The organism is Campylobacter canadensis (assembly GCF_013177655.1).
GTDB classification, from domain to species: domain Bacteria; phylum Campylobacterota; class Campylobacteria; order Campylobacterales; family Campylobacteraceae; genus Campylobacter_E; species Campylobacter_E canadensis.
This window is the reverse complement of the sequence record NZ_CP035946.1, coordinates 940,552-956,383: the sequence shown is the minus strand read 5'-3', so window position 1 is coordinate 956,383 and position 15,832 is coordinate 940,552. Positions and strand designations below refer to the sequence as shown.

The window sequence follows — 15,832 nt, the reverse complement described above, 5'->3', positions numbered from 1 at the left end:
CTTGTTATTATTAAAAAAAATTATTTTTCAAGGTATTTATTATGGATTTTACGCATTTACATTTACATACTGAATATTCCTTGCTTGATGGAGCAAATAAGATTAAAGAACTAGCAGCAAGATTAAAAGAATTAGGTTTTAAATCTTGTGCTATTACTGACCATGGAAATATGTTTGGTGCTATTGATTTTTATAAAACTATGAAAGCAAATGGCATAAAACCAATTATTGGTATGGAAGGTTATTTGCACGAAGAAGAAGATATTGAAAATACACAAACAAATCATAGATGGCATTTATGCTTATTTGCAAAAAATCAAAAAGGCTACGAGAATTTAATGTATCTTGCTTCTCAAGCTTATATTAAAGGTTTTTATAGACGCCCAAGAATTAATAAAAAATTATTACAAGAACATAGCGAAGGAATAGTTTGCTCATCTGCTTGTTTAGCAGGAGAGATTAATTGGCATTTAAATGATAAAGAAGTAAGATGGAATGGAAAAACTAACGCTGATTTTGGTGCTAAAGGCTATGAAGGTGCAAAAAAAGCAGCATTATGGTATAAAGAAGTTTTTAAAGATGATTTTTATCTTGAAATTATGAGAATGGGTATTAAATCTCAATTAAATATTGATAAACAAATATTAAAACTAGGAAAAGAATTAAACATAAAAGTAATAGCTACAAACGATTCGCATTACACTTACAAAGATAGAGCACAAGCTCAAAATATTTTTATGGCTATAAATACAGGAGACATAATTGGCATAGACCCGCTTAGCGAGCAAGCGAATAAAAAGGCTGGTTTAAGGCACACAATGGCTGAAATCTATTTAAAAAGTCCTGAAGAAATGCAAGAGTTATTTTTAGATGTTCCTGAAGTAGTAGCCAATACGCAAGAAATAGTTGATAAATGTAATTTAGAATTAAAATTAGGTAATCCAACTCCGCCTAATTTTAAATTCGCACTTGAGTATGCTCAAAATTTTAATTTAAAATTGCCAAGCAATGAAGAATTTTCTTTTGAAAACGATGATGTTTTATTTGAATTTATGTGTAAAGATGGTTTAAATAAAAGATTAAAACACATTGATGAAAGCAAACACGAAGAATATCATCAAAGATTAAAAATGGAAATAGATATTATAAAATCTATGAAATTTAGTGGTTATATGCTAATTGTTTGTGATTTTATTAAGGCTGCAAAAAATAAATCTATTCCTGTTGGGCCTGGAAGGGGTTCTGCTGCTGGAAGTTTAGTGGCTTATTCACTTGAGATTACCGACCTTGACCCGCTTCCTTATAATTTACTTTTTGAAAGATTTTTAAATCCAGAGCGTGTTTCAATGCCAGATATTGATGTGGATTTTTGTCAAGATAGAAGAGCTGAGGTTATTGATTATGTTGTAGAAAAATACGGTAGATACAATGTTGCGCAGGTTATTACCTTTGGTAAATTATTAGCAAAAGGTGTTATTAGAGATGTTGCAAGGGTTTGTGATTTAAAAATAAAAGATGCTGATTATTTAGCAAAATTAATCCCTGATGAATTAAATATAAAGCTAAAAGATGCTTATGATAAAAACCCTGAAATAAAAGAATTTATAAGTGATTTAGACAATAAAGCAGAATACAAAAATATAGTTTGCCATCCTGATGATGTAAGAGGGCAAAGCAAAATTGGTACTAGAATTTGGGAATACGCTTTAGCACTTGAAGGTTTAAATAGAAATGCTGGAATGCACGCTGCTGGAGTTGTAATTTCTAATGAAGAATTATGGAAAAAAGTACCTTTATTTAAACAAACAAAATCAGATGCCTTAGTAACTCAATATGCTAAAGACTATCTTGAAGATGTTGATTTAATTAAATTTGACTTCTTAGGCTTAAAAACACTAACGGTAATTGATAATGCCATTAAGCTAATAAAAAAAAGGCACAATATTGATATTGATTGGAATAAAATTGATGTAAATGATAAAAAAGTTTATGATTTAATTCAAACAGGAAACACTCTTGGAATTTTTCAAATTGAAAGTTCGGGAATGCAGGATTTAAATGCTAGATTAAAACCTAGTAGATTTGAAGACTTAATTGCGGTTTTAGCACTGTATCGCCCAGGTCCGCTTGATAGTGGAATGGTTGATGATTTTATTGATATAAAACACGGAAGAAAGCCAGCAAGCTATGCTTTTAATGAATTAATACCGATTTTAGAACCAACTTATGGGGTTATTGTATATCAAGAGCAAGTTATGCAAATAGTACAAACAATAGGTGGATTTAGCTTAGGGGGAGCTGATTTAGTTCGCCGTGCAATGGGTAAGAAAAAACTTGAAGAAATGATTAAGCTAAAAGGTCAGTACTTAGAAGGTGCTAAAAAACAAGGCTTTGATGAAAAAAAAGCAGATGATTTGTGGGAATTAATTTTAAAATTTGCTGAATATGGTTTTAATAAATCTCACTCTGCTGCTTATGCTTTAATTGCTTTTCAAACTGCTTATTTAAAAACATATTATGAAGCTGAGTTTATGGCTGCGCTTTTAACTAGTGAAGAAGGAAATACAACTAAAATAGAAAGATACAAAGATGAACTTGATAGATTAGGCATAGAATTACTTCCGCCAAATATAAATGAAAGCTCAAGAGAATTTAGCGTTGTAAATAGAGATGAAAAAGTAGCTATTATTTATGGTCTTGGTAGTGTTAAAGGAGTAGGAATTCCTGTTATTGAAGCCCTTGTGCAAAGTAGAGCAGATACCGAGTTTAAAGATTATAATGATTTTATAAATAGAGCTGATTATGCAATATTAAATAAAAAAACTTTAGAATCTCTTGCTTACAGTGGTTGCTTTTCTTGTTTTAATATTGGTAGAAAAACAATAATTAATGCCATTGATAGTACTTTAAATCAAATTAAGACAAAAAAAGAACAAGAAAAAAAACTACAAGATAGTCTTTTTGCAGCCTTTGAAAGTGCTTATGTTTGTAATGTTGATCTTAGCGCTCAAGATGAATTTACTCAGCAAGAAATAGCTCAATATGATAAAGAATTTTTAGGTGTTTATTTAGGCACGCATCCACTTGATGAGTACAAAAATCTAATTAAACAAATACAACATTTAAAAAGCTCTCAAATTGCTAATTTAGATGATGCAGAATATAATGCTTGTATTCTTGGTGCAGTTGAAGAGGTTGATTTTAAAATGAGTAAAAGCGGCAGAGCTTATGCTGATTTAAAGGTTTTAGACTTTAATGGAAACTTAAAAATGCTTTGCTTTAATGAAGATATTATTGAGCAACTACACTCAACCTTTAAACATAATGAAAGTAAACATATTAAATTATACGCCTTTGGTGTATCTTTAAAAAAAGATAATTCTCAAGTAACCTTATTTTTAAATCAATTTTTAGAAGTTAAAGAAGAAAATTTAATAAATGCAAGTGAAGATAAAAATGAGCTTAATTTAATAATTTGCCAAAAGGCAAAATCAAAATCAAATAATAAAAAATTAGAAATTTATAATGAGATTTTAAATAAAATTAAGCATTTTAAAGCTTCTCAAATTCCAAGTTTAGAAGATGGAGAATACGAAATTTGTATGCTTGGGATTATTGATGGAGTAGAAATTAGACTAAGTAAAAAACAAAAAGAATATGCAAGTATTAAAATAAGCGATAGCACAGCAAGTACAAAAATATTATGTTTTAATGAAAAAATTATTAGTGATTTTAAGCAAAAACAAGGAAAAGATGATACCCTATACGCTTTTTCAATAAGTCTTAAAAAAGAAAACTCGCAAGAGGTTTTATTTTTAAACAAAATAATTAAGGTTGATTATGAAACAAATTTAAGCCCAGCAAAAGGCGATTTAAATGAATTAAACCTTGTTTATTTTAACAATATTTATGAGAAAAAAGCACAGGAATTTTTAAGCGATGAAAAAGCTTTTGAGTGCGAAGTTATTAAAATTGACATTTTAAACTTAGAGCCTGAAGCAATAAAGCTAATGGGAGAAATGATACATAATATTAGCTATGAAGAAGCAAAAAAAGAAATAATTTTAGAGCTTTATTCGCAGTCTTGTGTAAATGTTTATAGAACAAAAAAACTATTAGTAAATGATGAAATTATTGAAAAAATTAAAAAAATTGCAATTTAATAAAAGGAAAAATATTGAAAACAGAAAAAGTTATTGTTTATGCTATTAAAACGCTAATTCCATTGGCAATTGTAATTTTAATTACAAATTATTTTTATCCATTTGAGCTTAGCAAGCAAGAAAATCTTGATTATTTAAAAAGCTATGGAACAACCTTATTGCTAACTTCTAGTGGGCTTGTGATTGGTCTTGCTGGTGGTTTTATTTTAGCTTTTTTATTATGTTTGAAAAATAATATTTTAACAGCACTCATAAATGAATACTTGGATTTTATAAGAGGTATTCCTATTGTATTATTATTAATGATTTTTGCTTTTTATATTTTTACAGAACAAGGAATTATGAATATAGACAATGCTTTGTATGTTGCAATTATTGCTATTGGTTTAAACTCAACTGCCTATGTAACCGAAATAATTAGAAGCGGAATTCAAAGTGTTGATAAGGGGCAAATGGAAGCAGCAAGAGCAATGGGACTTAGTAATTTACAAGCTATGAGAATGATTATTTTTCCACAAGCATTAAAAAATATTATTCCTGCTTTAGCTAATGAATTTATTTCTTTATTTAAAGAAACTTCCGTTGTTTCTTTTATTAGCGTTATTGACCTTACATTTCAAAGTAAAATTTTTCAAGGAATTTTATACGACCCTAAACCTTATATTTTTGCTGGTGTTGTGTATTATGCTAGTGTAAAAATATTTACTGTTTGTGTAAGAATACTTGAAGCAAGGTTGAAAAAAAATGATTAAAATAAAAAATTTATGCAAAAATTACGAAGATTTAGAAGTATTAAAAAATATTAGTGTTGATATTAAAAAAGGTGATATTATAGCTATTATTGGTCCAAGTGGTGGTGGAAAAAGCACTTTTTTAAGATGTTTAAACAGACTAGAAGAACCAAGCTCAGGAAGTATTATTATAAACAATCAAAATATCCTAGATAAAAAATGTGATATCAATATTTTAAGACAAAAAGTTTCAATGGTTTTTCAGCATTTTAATTTATTTGCAAATAAAAATGTTTTAGAAAATCTTATTTTAGCACCAGTAAAACTTTCTTTAATGAATAAAGAAGAAGCTATTTCTTATGCAAAAGAACTACTAAAAAAGGTTGGTTTAGCTGATAAAGAAAATTTTTATCCTCATAAATTAAGCGGAGGACAAAAGCAAAGAATTGCAATAGCAAGAAGTCTTATGATGAAGCCTGAAGTTATTTTATTTGATGAACCTACAAGCGCACTTGACCCTGAGATGGTTGGAGAGGTATTAAATCTAATAAAAGAAATAGCCAAAGAAAGCGATGTAACAATGATTTTAGTAACTCACGAAATGGGTTTTGCTAAAAATGTAGCTAATAGAATATTTTTTATGCATAGCGGGGTTATTAGCATTGATGATAGCCCAGAAAATATATTTAAAAACAATAAAGATGAAAGATTAAATGAATTTTTAAATAAGGTATTAAATCATTAATTTAGGGGGAAAGGAGGTTTAAAATTAGTTGATTAGCTTATGCTAATTTAGTATAATTTTTTAAAAAAGGATTATGATGAAAAAAATATTTTTAGCTTTATTTGTATTTATTTTGAGTGCTTGTGCTGATGAAAAAGTGTATAAGGTTGGCATATCTCCTGATTATCCACCTTTTGATATGATTGTTGATGGCAAGCTAAGTGGTTTTGATGTTGAATTAATAAGTGCTTTAGCAAAAATGCAAAATATTAAAATAAGTTTTAGCACTTTAAGTTTCGATGCCTTAATTCCTGCTTTAAAGGCTGGTAAGATTGATGTTATTGCTTCTGGAATGACTTCTAATGAGCAAAGAAAAAAAAGTGTTGATTTTAGTGATACTTACTATCTTGCAAAGACTTCATATATAAAAAATAAAGAAAGTTCTTTAAGTAGTATTGATGAAATAAAAGATAAAAAAGTAGGCGTTCAGCTAGGCACAATTCAAGAATTTGATGCAAAAAAATTAGGTGCAAAAATTGTATCTAATCAAGACCCAATAGCTTTAATCTTAATGCTAAATAACAACAAACTCGATGCAGTTGCACTTGATGCTTTAGTAGCAAGTGAATTTATAAAAAAGAATGAAAATTTAGTAGAATTTGCTAGTGTCGCAAACGAAGAAGAGGGTATGCAATTTGCTGTTAATAAAGGTAAAAATCAAGAATTATTAAGCAAACTAAACCAAGCTTTAGCTGAGTTTAAAAACACTCAAGAATTTAAAGATTTATGTGATAAATATGGAATAAAATGAGCGAATATAAAAGATTTAAAACCAAACAAATAAGTGTTGGCGGTGTAAAAATAGGTGGCGATGCACCAATTAGCGTGCAATCAATGTTATTTACAAAAACGCAAGATATTCAAGGTTGTTTAGAACAACTTATGCAGCTTAAATTCGCTGGAGCTGATATTGTAAGACTTGCTTGTTTGGATATAAAAGATGCAAGGGCTTTAAGGCAAATTAAAGAGCAAAGCCCTTTGCCTTTGATTGTTGATATTCATTTTAATCACAATTTAGCTCTTTATTGTGCTGAATTTATTGATGGTATTAGAATTAACCCTGGAAATATAGGCGGAAAAGAAAATATAAAAGCTGTTGTTGATGCTTGCAAACAAAGAAAAATTCCAATAAGAATTGGAGTAAATCACGGTAGTTTAGAAAAGCAGTTTGAAATCAAGCACGGAAGAAGCGTTGAAGCTTTAATTCAAAGTGCTTTATATAATATTAAATTATTAGAGGACTTAGATTATACAGAAATTAAAATTAGTATAAAAACTTCAGATGTTCAAAGCACAATCGAAGCTTACACAAAATTAAGAAATTTATGCGAATATCCGTTTCATTTAGGGGTAACAGAAGCAGGGACAAAATTTCATAGCACTATAAAATCTTCAATTGCTTTAGGGAATTTATTATTAAATGGAATTGGAGATACTTTAAGAGTTTCAATGACAGGAGAACTTTGCGAAGAAATAAAAGTAGCAAAGGCAATTTTACAAGATAGCGGGGTGCAAAAAAGCGGTGTTAATATAATATCTTGCCCAACCTGTGGAAGAATTCAAAGCGATTTATTAAGTGCAATAAAAATTGTTGAAGAGAAAACAAAAGATATTAAAGCTCCGTTAAATATCAGCGTAATGGGCTGTGCGGTAAATGCTTTAGGCGAAGCAAAGGGGGCTGATGTTGCTATTGCTTTTGGTAAAAATGAAGGCTTGGTTATTAAGCGTGGAGAAATTGTTGCAAAATGCAAATACGATAAATTAGTAGATAGATTTTTAGAAGAAGTAAAGATTGAAGCTGCTTTATGGGAGAATAAATGAGTAAATTCAGTGATATTGAACTAGAACAAAGTATTTTATTAGCTTGTGTTTATAACAATGAACACATTGATACTGCAGCTTCTATTTTAAAAGAAAGCGATTTTGCCCTTAGTTTAAATGCAAGAATTTTTACTTTTTTAAAAAATAAAAGAAGATTAGGCGAAAATACAGATTTAAAACAACTAAAACTTAATTTTTTAGATATTAAAGACGATTTTTGGAATGAATTTGAAATCAAAAACAGTATGATTAATGTCCTAGATTACTGCAAAACTCTAAAAGATTTAAGTATTAAAGACCAATTAAACGCACTCTTAAGCACAACTTTAGGAGAATTAGCAAATACTCAAAATACGGTTGAATTTACAAATTCCTTGAGCGCTAGAATTTATAATATCTTATCAGGAGTTTCAAATACTAGTTTAAAATCAGCCAGTGTTGCAATTAGTGAATTTTATGAAGAATTAGCAAGAGTATCAAGCTTAATTGATAAAAATATAATAGGGGTTGATACTGGTTTTAGCGAGTTAAATAGGCTTACAAAGGGCTTTAAAGCAGGGGAGTTAATAATACTTGCAGCAAGACCAGGTGTTGGAAAAACAACTTTTGCATTAAATCTTGCTCTAAATGCCCTTAAAAAAGATTGTGGAGTGGTTTTTTATAGTTTAGAAACGGAAGCTTATAAAATTATGACAAAGCTTATTTCTTCACATAGTTCAATTTTACTACAAGATATTATTACAGCTCAGCTTGATGATATTCAACAAGTTGAGCTGCAAGAAAGTGCAAATTATTTAAGCTCAAAAACATTTTTTACCTTTGATAGAGGAGAGCTAAATATTGAAATTTTACGCTCAAGTTTAAGAAGGTTAAAAGAAGAAAATCCGCAAATTTCTTTATGTATTATTGATTATATTCAATTAATGACTTCTTTGAATGTAAATGCTCCAAGACATATTCAAGTAAGTGAGATTTCAAGAGGTTTAAAACTGCTTGCCTTAGAGCTAAAAATTCCTATTTTAGCACTTTCTCAGGTAAATAGAGGTGTTGATTCAAGAACGGATAAAAAACTATTTTTATCTGATATTAGAGAAAGTGGTAGCATTGAACAAGATGCTGATGCGATAATGTTTTTATATGAAACTCAAAGCAAAGAAGAAAATTCCGAACAAAGCTCATCATCAAGAAAAATCACCTTAGATATTGCAAAAAATCGTTCTGGAGATTTAAAGCAAATGTTTTTAGAATTTGATGCAGCAAAATCAAGATTTAGACAAATTCAATTTGACAATAGCCCACAAAATACAATTAGTATTTAATTTTTTTTGAGTAACGCATTACTGGACAATAAATAAATATACTACAACTTTATTTTAAGATAAAGGATCTAGTATGAAAAAAACATTATGCTTGATGGCTGTAAGTCTTAGTTTTGTAGCAGCAAATGACTTAGAGAAAAAATGTAACAAGGGCAATTATGGAGCTTGTGTTGATTTAGGAGTTTCGTATGCTGAGAAGAAAAACTATTTAAAAGCAAAAAATGTGTGGCTTAAAGCTTGTAAAAATAATCATATTAATGCTTGTGCTAATTTAGGAATTTTATATTATGAAGCACTTGGGGTAAAAAAAGATTATAATAAATCAAAAGAATATCTTACTAAGGCTTGTGATAAAAATCACACCATTGCTTGCAATAATTTAGGAATTTTATATTTTAATGCAAAAGGAATGCAAGATTATGCTAAGGCAAAAGAATATTACACTAAGGCTTGTAATAATGATTATGCTGCAGCTTGTAATGATTTAGGCTACTTATATCAAAATAAACTTGGTGTAAAACAAGATATTAATAAGGCAAAAGAACTCTACGAAAAAGCTTGTAATGGTGGTTCGGATACTGCTTGCAATAATCTAGGTATTTTATATGCAGAAGGTATTATGATGAATGTAAATTACCCTAAGGCAATAGAATATTTTACACATACTTGCAATAAAGGAGATATAAAAGGTTGTTCTAATTTAGGAAATTTATATAGTATTTATGATGATAATGTAAAAGATTACAATAAAGCAGCATATTTTTTAAATAAAGCTTGTAATGGTGGTGAATTTGGCGCTTGCTCAAATTTAGGTAATATGTATTTTAATGGTTTTGGTGTAGAAAAAGACTATATTAAAGCAAAAAATCTTTATAAATTAGCTTGTGATAACAATAACGCTAATGGCTGCTTAAATGTTGGATTACTGCACAATAGTGGACTTGGTGTAGATTTTGATATTGAATTAGCAAAGCAATATTACGCAAAATCTTGTAAATTAGGTATAGAAAAAGCTTGTAATCTATATAAAGAATTAATAAATCAAAAATTTTAATTAAAAATTTATTACATAAAAAAAGGATAAAGAATGAAAAAGAATATATTAACTTTAATTACTTTAGCATTATTTTTTTGTGCTTGTTCAAATGAATATAAAAACGAAGTTTGCGTTATAGATGATAGCGTTTTTTCTGATATTGAACCAAATTGTAAAGATGCTCAAGTGCTTTCTTTTAGACCAAATAGTTGGGGAAATAAACAAATACCAATATTAATTAGTACATATTTTTGTGATTTTAATTACCCAATAGTACAAAATGAAAGTTGCTTAGCTTGTATATATAAACGCAGATTTGATGTAAAAAACAATTAAAAAAATAAAGAAAAATAACTTATTTAAGCATAATACTTAAATAATATAAATTATTTAAAAAACATAACAAGTCTAAAAAATACTTTTTATGCTAATTAAATATTTAAGCTCTTTGCGAGCTTAAATTGTTTTAGCAAAATGCCATTGTTTGCTTTGCAATGCTTAATTCTTCGTTTGTTGGAATAACTAAAATTGCGTATTTAGAGTTGCTTGTTGCTATGTTTCTAATTTCTTTTGAGCGAATATTATTTTTTTCTTTATCAATTTCAAAACCTAAGTGAGAAAGATTTTCGCATACTTTTTCTCTAACTAAATTATCATTTTCTCCTATACCAGCAGTAAAAATTAACGCACTAGCAGGAGTTACTGCTAAATAAGAACCTATGTATTTTGTTATGCGATAGCAAAACATTTCAAATGCTAATTTTGATTTTTCATCGCCTTTTTGCATATTATCTTCAATATCTCTCATATCATTAGCACCGCATAAAGCTAACATACCGCTTTTTTTATTGCAGATTTTATCTAGCTCATCAATGCTTAAATTATGCTTTCTTGCCATAAAAAATAAAGCACCACCATCAATATCGCCACATCTAGTTCCCATAATTAATCCCTCAAGTGGAGTAAGACCCATAGAAGTATCAACGCATTTACCATCTTTAATAGCACTAATACTAGCACCATTTCCAAGATGAGCGCTAATTGCATTTAATTGTTTTACACCTAAAAATTCTGCAGCCTTTTGACTTACATATTCGTGAGAGGTTCCGTGAAAGCCGTATCTTCTAATGCTGTCTTTTGTATAAAACTCATCAGCAATTGCATAGCGATAAGCATATTCAGGCATAGTTTGATGAAATGCTGTATCAAAAACAGCAACATTAATTACATTTGGAGCTAGATTTAAGATTGTTTTAATACCTGCAATATTTGCTGGATTATGCAAAGGTGCTAAAGAGCTTATTGATTCTAGTTTTTCTATATTAGAATTATCAATTTTGGTTGCTTTTATAAAATCTTCTCCACCATGAACAACACGATGTCCAACAGCATTAAGTTCGCTAAATTCATTTAAAAATCCTGCTTCTTTTAGCATTAAAGATACTATTTTAAGAGCTTCTTCATGATTTTTTAATTCTTCTTTTTTTTCTATTTTTTTATCTGCGAATTTTAATTGCGCATTTGAAATTTTCTCGCCAATTTGTTCAACCAAACCACTAGCAACACTTTCTTCATCTAAAAACAACTGAAACTTTAAAGAGCTTGAACCCGAGTTTAAAACTAATATTTTTTTCATTTTTTTCCTTTCATTTTATTGAGCTTGAATTGCGCTAATTAAGCATGTATTTATAATATCTTCAACTAAACAACCACGACTTAAATCGTTAATTGGTTTATTTAAACCTTGCAAAATAGGGCCAATCGCAACAGCGTTCGCACATCTTTGCACGGCTTTATAGCAAATATTTGCAGCGTTTAAATCAGGAAAGATAAAAACATTTGCATTTGCTGCTACTTTACTATCTGGCATTTTTGATTTTGCTGTTTTTAAATCTACTGCACAATCAAATTGCATTGGACCATCAACATTTAAACCATCAATAGCCTTAGCTAATTCACAAGCTTGTTTTGTAGCATCAACGCTTGGACCACTACCACTATTTGCACTTGAATATGAAAGCATAGCCACATTTGCTTTAAAACCAAAATTTTGAGCAGTATCAGCACTAATTTTTGCTATTTGAGCTAAATTCTCTGGACTTGGATTAGGTGTAACTGCACAATCAGCAAAATATAATACCCTATCTTCTAAACACATAAAAAATCCGCCACTAACAGAGCTTACATTAGGCTTTGTTTTTACAATTTGTAAAGCAGGGCGAATAGTATCAGCAGTAGTACAAGCAGCACCGCTTACCATTGCATCAGCATAACCTAAATGAACAAGCATAGTACCAAAATAATTTCTATCTTTAATTAACTCTTTTGCTTTTTGCAACTCTAATCCTTTTGCTTTTCTTGCTTCATAAAGTGCATTTGCAAATTCTTCATCGTATTGAGAATTTCCTGGATTGATTGTTCTTATGTCATCTAAATTAATATCTAATTCGCTTGCTTTTTTTGCTATTTCTTGATTGTTGCCTAAAATTATTAACTTAACAGCCTTACTTTCTAAAAGTTTGCTAGCAGCAAGTAAAATTCTATCATCATCACCTTCTGGTAAAACTATTGTTTTTATATCTTTTTTTGCAAGATTTTCAAGCTTAATTTTAAAAGCAATTGGAGTTAAAAAGTTACTTTCTTTTAAATTTTTATATTCACTTAAACTTTGTGTTTTTATATTAATTTTTTGTGCATACTGACTAATTGTTGTTGAATTTGTAAGCACATTTAGATTTAAGTGTTTGCTAATTTGCAAATTAACTAAAAGCGCATCAATAACACCAAAAGCATTAAAATTCATAACAAAAATATGCTTATGTTCTTGTAGCAATTCTTGATGCTTTAAAATTATTTTTTTAAAAAATTCATTTTCATCTTCTAAATATGCTTTACAAGCTTCATCATCTTTAAATAGATAATAAGTTTTAACACCTAATTTACTTTCGTATTCAGCTAATCTATCGCAACCTAAAGCACAAGCACTAGGCTGAAAAATAGCTAAATCTTCATAATCATTTTTTAATGTTTTTATAAATTCATAGGCTTCATTTAAGCCATCTTTGTCGTTTCTAATGTAGTAAAACATTTTAACTCCTTGTTGATAATTTTTGCATAAAGTATAAAAAAATTTAATTAAAGGTTTTTTAATGAAAAAAAGTATTTTTACACTTAGCCTATTAGCATTTTGTGCTTGTTCATATACAGAGCCAAGTATAGATATGAAAGCTCCAGTTTATGTTGAGCAATTAGAACCTAAAGCTAAAGCAGATATTAGCAACCCTGGCTCTTTATTTGGCAAGGGCAGTAATCCAATTTTTGGAGATAATAAGGCTATGAATGTAAATGATATTGTTACAATTATTATTAAAGAAGATACAATTCAAAGCTCAAAAGCTTCAAAAAGCACAAGTAAAAGTACAAATTCAAACTTAAATGCTGGTGTTTTTGGAGGTTTATTAGCTTCTATAAATAAAAATACTGATATGTCTTTTAAAACTCAAGGTGGCAGTGATTTTAGCGGTAGCGGACAAGCAAGTAGAAATGATAATTTTCAAACAACAATAAGTGCAAGAATAATTAAAGTATTAGAAAATGGCAATTATTTTATTGAAGGAAAAAAACAAATTTTAATAAATGGCGAAAAGCAAATAGTACAAATAAGCGGAGTTATAAGACCTTATGATATTAGCGGTCAAAACACTATTGAAAGCAAATATATTGCTGATGCAAAAATTCTTTATTCTACTCAAGGTGAGCTTGATAAAGCAACCAAGAAAAATTGGGGGACAAAGGCTGTTGAAGGAGCTTGGCCTTTTTAAATTACAAAAAGGCTTTTATACTAAATCTAGCTTTTTCGCTTCGTTTAAGGCTTTTATAAAAATTTTTATTTCTTCTTCATTTCCAATGCTAACTCTGTTGTAATTAAAAAAGTTATTTCCAGTTAATATGCCCTTACTAAGCATAAATTCATTATATTTTAAACTTTTAATTTTATGAAGTAAAAAATTAGTTTTAGAATCAATATAAGGAATTTGTAATCTTTTTAATTCGCTTATTAAAATATCACGATTTTTACTAATTTGTTTTCTTGCTTCTTTTATAAAATCTTTTTGTTCTAAGGCATAAATAGCTGAAAATAGCGCTAAAGAATTTATTTTATCAGGATTATAAAATTTGCTTATGTTTTTTATAAAATTTTTACTTGCAATTATGTAACCAATTCTTAACGCAGCTAGTGAAAAAATCTTTGAAAATGTTCTTGTATGAATAATATAATCACTTTTTGCAAAATCCAATGTATAAAAATCTTCAACAAATTCAGCATAAGCTTCATCTAAAAGTAAATAACATTCATCATTTACCAAGCTTGCTAAGTAATCAACTTCATCTTTTGATAAAACATAAGCGCTTGGATTGTTTGGATTTGTAATATAAATTAAATTAAGTTTATTTTTATCTGCTCTAATTTTTTTAATATCTAAAGAAAAATTTTCATCAAAATTAATTCTTTTAATATCTATATTCATAGCTTTAGCATAATCTAAAACAACTTCAAAAGTAGGGCTAGTGCTAATAATTTGAAATTCTTTATTTAATTCTTGTGCTAAAGTTTTAAAATATAAAAAACAAAGGCAAATACATTCTCCTGAACCAACCCCTAACAAAAAGTTATCTTCACTTAGATTGTAAAATTGCGCTAATTTTTCATTTAAAAGATAATTTTTTAAAAAAGAGTACCTATTTGAATCTATTTGCTTAAAAATCCCACTTATGTCTAGTTTGTAACTAGTATTTTCGTTTTTACTTAAATCAATCATCATATATTCTTAAATAAATTTTCTAAATTCGCTTTTGCTTCTTCAGCACTTATGCCATTTTCTTCATTTTTATTTTCATTAAGCTGAATTTGCAAACCTGTTATCATACTGCATAATCTAATATTAATTCCTTGTTTTCCAATAGCCTTATTTCTTTGCTCGGTGTTAATATGTACATGAGCAATATCATCTTGAATATTAACAGAATTAATTATTGCTGGAGCTAAAGCTCTTGAAACAACTAAAGCAGCTTCATTTGAATATTCAATACAATCAATATTTTCTCCATTTAATTCTTTTGAAATTGCATTAATTCTAACACCTTTAGAGCCAACACAAGCACCAACTGCATCAACACTTGTACTATTTGCTCTTAATAAAACCTTAGCTCTTTCTCCTGGAATTCTAGCGCTATTTACAATCTCAATAGCACCATCTTTAATCTCAGGAACTTCTAAAGCAAGCAAGGCGTTTAAAAATTTTGGAGATGTTCTTGATATTTCTAATCTTAATCCTTGTTTTTTATCAACTCTAACACTCTTTATCACAGCTTTTAAAACATCACCTATTTTAAATTTTTCACCTTTAATTCTGTATCTTCTTGGTAAAACTGCTCTAATTTCATCAAATTCAATGAAGGTGTTTTCATCATCATCAATAAAAACAACACTACCAAAAATCATTTTATCTATCATAGCTTGGTATTTTTCAAATAGCTTTTCTTCAAGCAATCTTTGAATATTTTCTTCTAATTCTTTATAAAGCCAATTAATAGCTGTTCTATCTAAATTTAAAAATGAAATTTCATAGTTTAAAACATCAGATATTTCAACATCGCTTGATTCTTTTCTAGCCTTGCTTAAACTAATATATTTATCTTCATCGCTTGCTAATTCATCATTATCAGCAACAACAATTAAATTTTGATACACACTAAGACTTTTTTTAACATCAACACTAAAATTTTTATTTTCACCAAATAATCTTTTAGCTGTGTTAATTACAGCCTCAATAACTTTTTGCTTTACTTCATCAATAGGCAATGATTTTTCATTAGCAATTGATTCAATTATGTCAATAATTCTTTCCAATTTTTTACCTTTATTTTTTGTAGAATAAAATTATTTTACAAAAATTAACTTTTAATAAGTTTAATAA

Annotated in this window: 13 protein-coding genes; 9 read left to right on the top strand and 4 right to left on the bottom strand. The window is 28.4% G+C overall.

Features of this window, described 5'->3' with window-relative positions; all coding sequences use genetic code 11:
* The first annotated feature begins 38 nt into the window (after positions 1–38).
* The 8 genes from dnaE to CCANL266_RS04510 all read left to right on the top strand — a co-directional run bounded on the left by dnaE (position 39) and on the right by CCANL266_RS04510 (position 10,190).
* Complete coding sequence (gene dnaE / locus CCANL266_RS04545) at positions 39–4,163, top strand: DNA polymerase III subunit alpha (RefSeq protein WP_172234385.1); 4,125 nt, start codon at positions 39–41, stop codon at positions 4,161–4,163.
* Between the two features lie 14 nt (positions 4,164–4,177).
* Positions 4,178–4,915, top strand: coding sequence for an amino acid ABC transporter permease (locus CCANL266_RS04540; protein ID WP_396021575.1), 738 nt, complete (start codon positions 4,178–4,180; stop codon positions 4,913–4,915).
* Complete coding sequence (locus tag CCANL266_RS04535; protein WP_172232011.1) at positions 4,908–5,639, top strand: amino acid ABC transporter ATP-binding protein; 732 nt, start codon at positions 4,908–4,910, stop codon at positions 5,637–5,639. The genes CCANL266_RS04540 and CCANL266_RS04535 overlap by 8 nt, the downstream gene beginning before the upstream one ends.
* Positions 5,640–5,715: 76 nt before the next feature.
* Positions 5,716–6,429, top strand: coding sequence for a transporter substrate-binding domain-containing protein (locus tag CCANL266_RS04530; RefSeq protein ID WP_172232008.1), 714 nt, complete (start codon positions 5,716–5,718; stop codon positions 6,427–6,429).
* Positions 6,426–7,499 carry a flavodoxin-dependent (E)-4-hydroxy-3-methylbut-2-enyl-diphosphate synthase gene (ispG, locus tag CCANL266_RS04525; protein ID WP_172232005.1) on the top strand — a complete coding sequence of 358 codons (1,074 nt, stop codon included), beginning with the start codon at positions 6,426–6,428 and terminating at the stop codon, positions 7,497–7,499. Before CCANL266_RS04530 ends, ispG begins: the two co-directional genes overlap by 4 nt.
* Positions 7,496–8,818, top strand: coding sequence for a DnaB-like helicase C-terminal domain-containing protein (locus CCANL266_RS04520; protein ID WP_172232002.1), 1,323 nt, complete (start codon positions 7,496–7,498; stop codon positions 8,816–8,818). Before ispG ends, CCANL266_RS04520 begins: the two co-directional genes overlap by 4 nt.
* Positions 8,819–8,891: 73 nt before the next feature.
* Positions 8,892–9,872, top strand: a complete 981-nt coding sequence (locus CCANL266_RS04515; RefSeq protein ID WP_172231999.1) for a tetratricopeptide repeat protein — start codon at positions 8,892–8,894, stop codon at positions 9,870–9,872.
* Positions 9,873–9,905: 33 nt separating this feature from the next.
* Positions 9,906–10,190 (top strand): hypothetical protein, encoded by a 285-nt coding sequence (locus CCANL266_RS04510; protein ID WP_172231996.1) that lies wholly within the window; start codon positions 9,906–9,908, stop codon positions 10,188–10,190.
* Positions 10,191–10,320: 130 nt separating this feature from the next.
* Here the strand turns inward: CCANL266_RS04510 and CCANL266_RS04505 are convergent, their stop codons facing one another.
* Together CCANL266_RS04505 and pta are read right to left on the bottom strand one after the other, a co-directional pair.
* Positions 10,321–11,490 (bottom strand): acetate kinase, encoded by a 1,170-nt coding sequence (locus tag CCANL266_RS04505; protein ID WP_172231993.1) that lies wholly within the window; start codon positions 11,488–11,490, stop codon positions 10,321–10,323.
* 15 nt (positions 11,491–11,505) lie between these two features.
* The gene (gene pta / locus CCANL266_RS04500; RefSeq protein WP_172231990.1) at positions 11,506–12,942 is read right to left on the bottom strand and encodes a phosphate acetyltransferase; all 1,437 of its coding nucleotides are present in this window, start codon (positions 12,940–12,942) and stop codon (positions 11,506–11,508) included.
* A gap of 61 nt (positions 12,943–13,003) precedes the next feature.
* On the opposite strand from pta, the gene flgH reads away from it, so the two are divergent.
* Positions 13,004–13,675 carry a flagellar basal body L-ring protein FlgH gene (gene flgH, locus CCANL266_RS04495; RefSeq protein WP_172231987.1) on the top strand — a complete coding sequence of 224 codons (672 nt, stop codon included), beginning with the start codon at positions 13,004–13,006 and terminating at the stop codon, positions 13,673–13,675.
* Between the two features lie 15 nt (positions 13,676–13,690).
* On the opposite strand, the gene CCANL266_RS04490 is transcribed toward flgH, so the two are convergent.
* A complete protein-coding gene (locus tag CCANL266_RS04490; protein WP_172231984.1) occupies positions 13,691–14,677 on the bottom strand; it encodes a pyridoxal phosphate-dependent aminotransferase in 987 nt (328 codons plus the stop codon).
* Positions 14,674–15,765, bottom strand: coding sequence for a transcription termination factor NusA (gene nusA, locus CCANL266_RS04485; RefSeq protein ID WP_172231981.1), 1,092 nt, complete (start codon positions 15,763–15,765; stop codon positions 14,674–14,676). Before nusA ends, CCANL266_RS04490 begins: the two co-directional genes overlap by 4 nt.
* Positions 15,766–15,832: the final 67 nt, after the last annotated feature.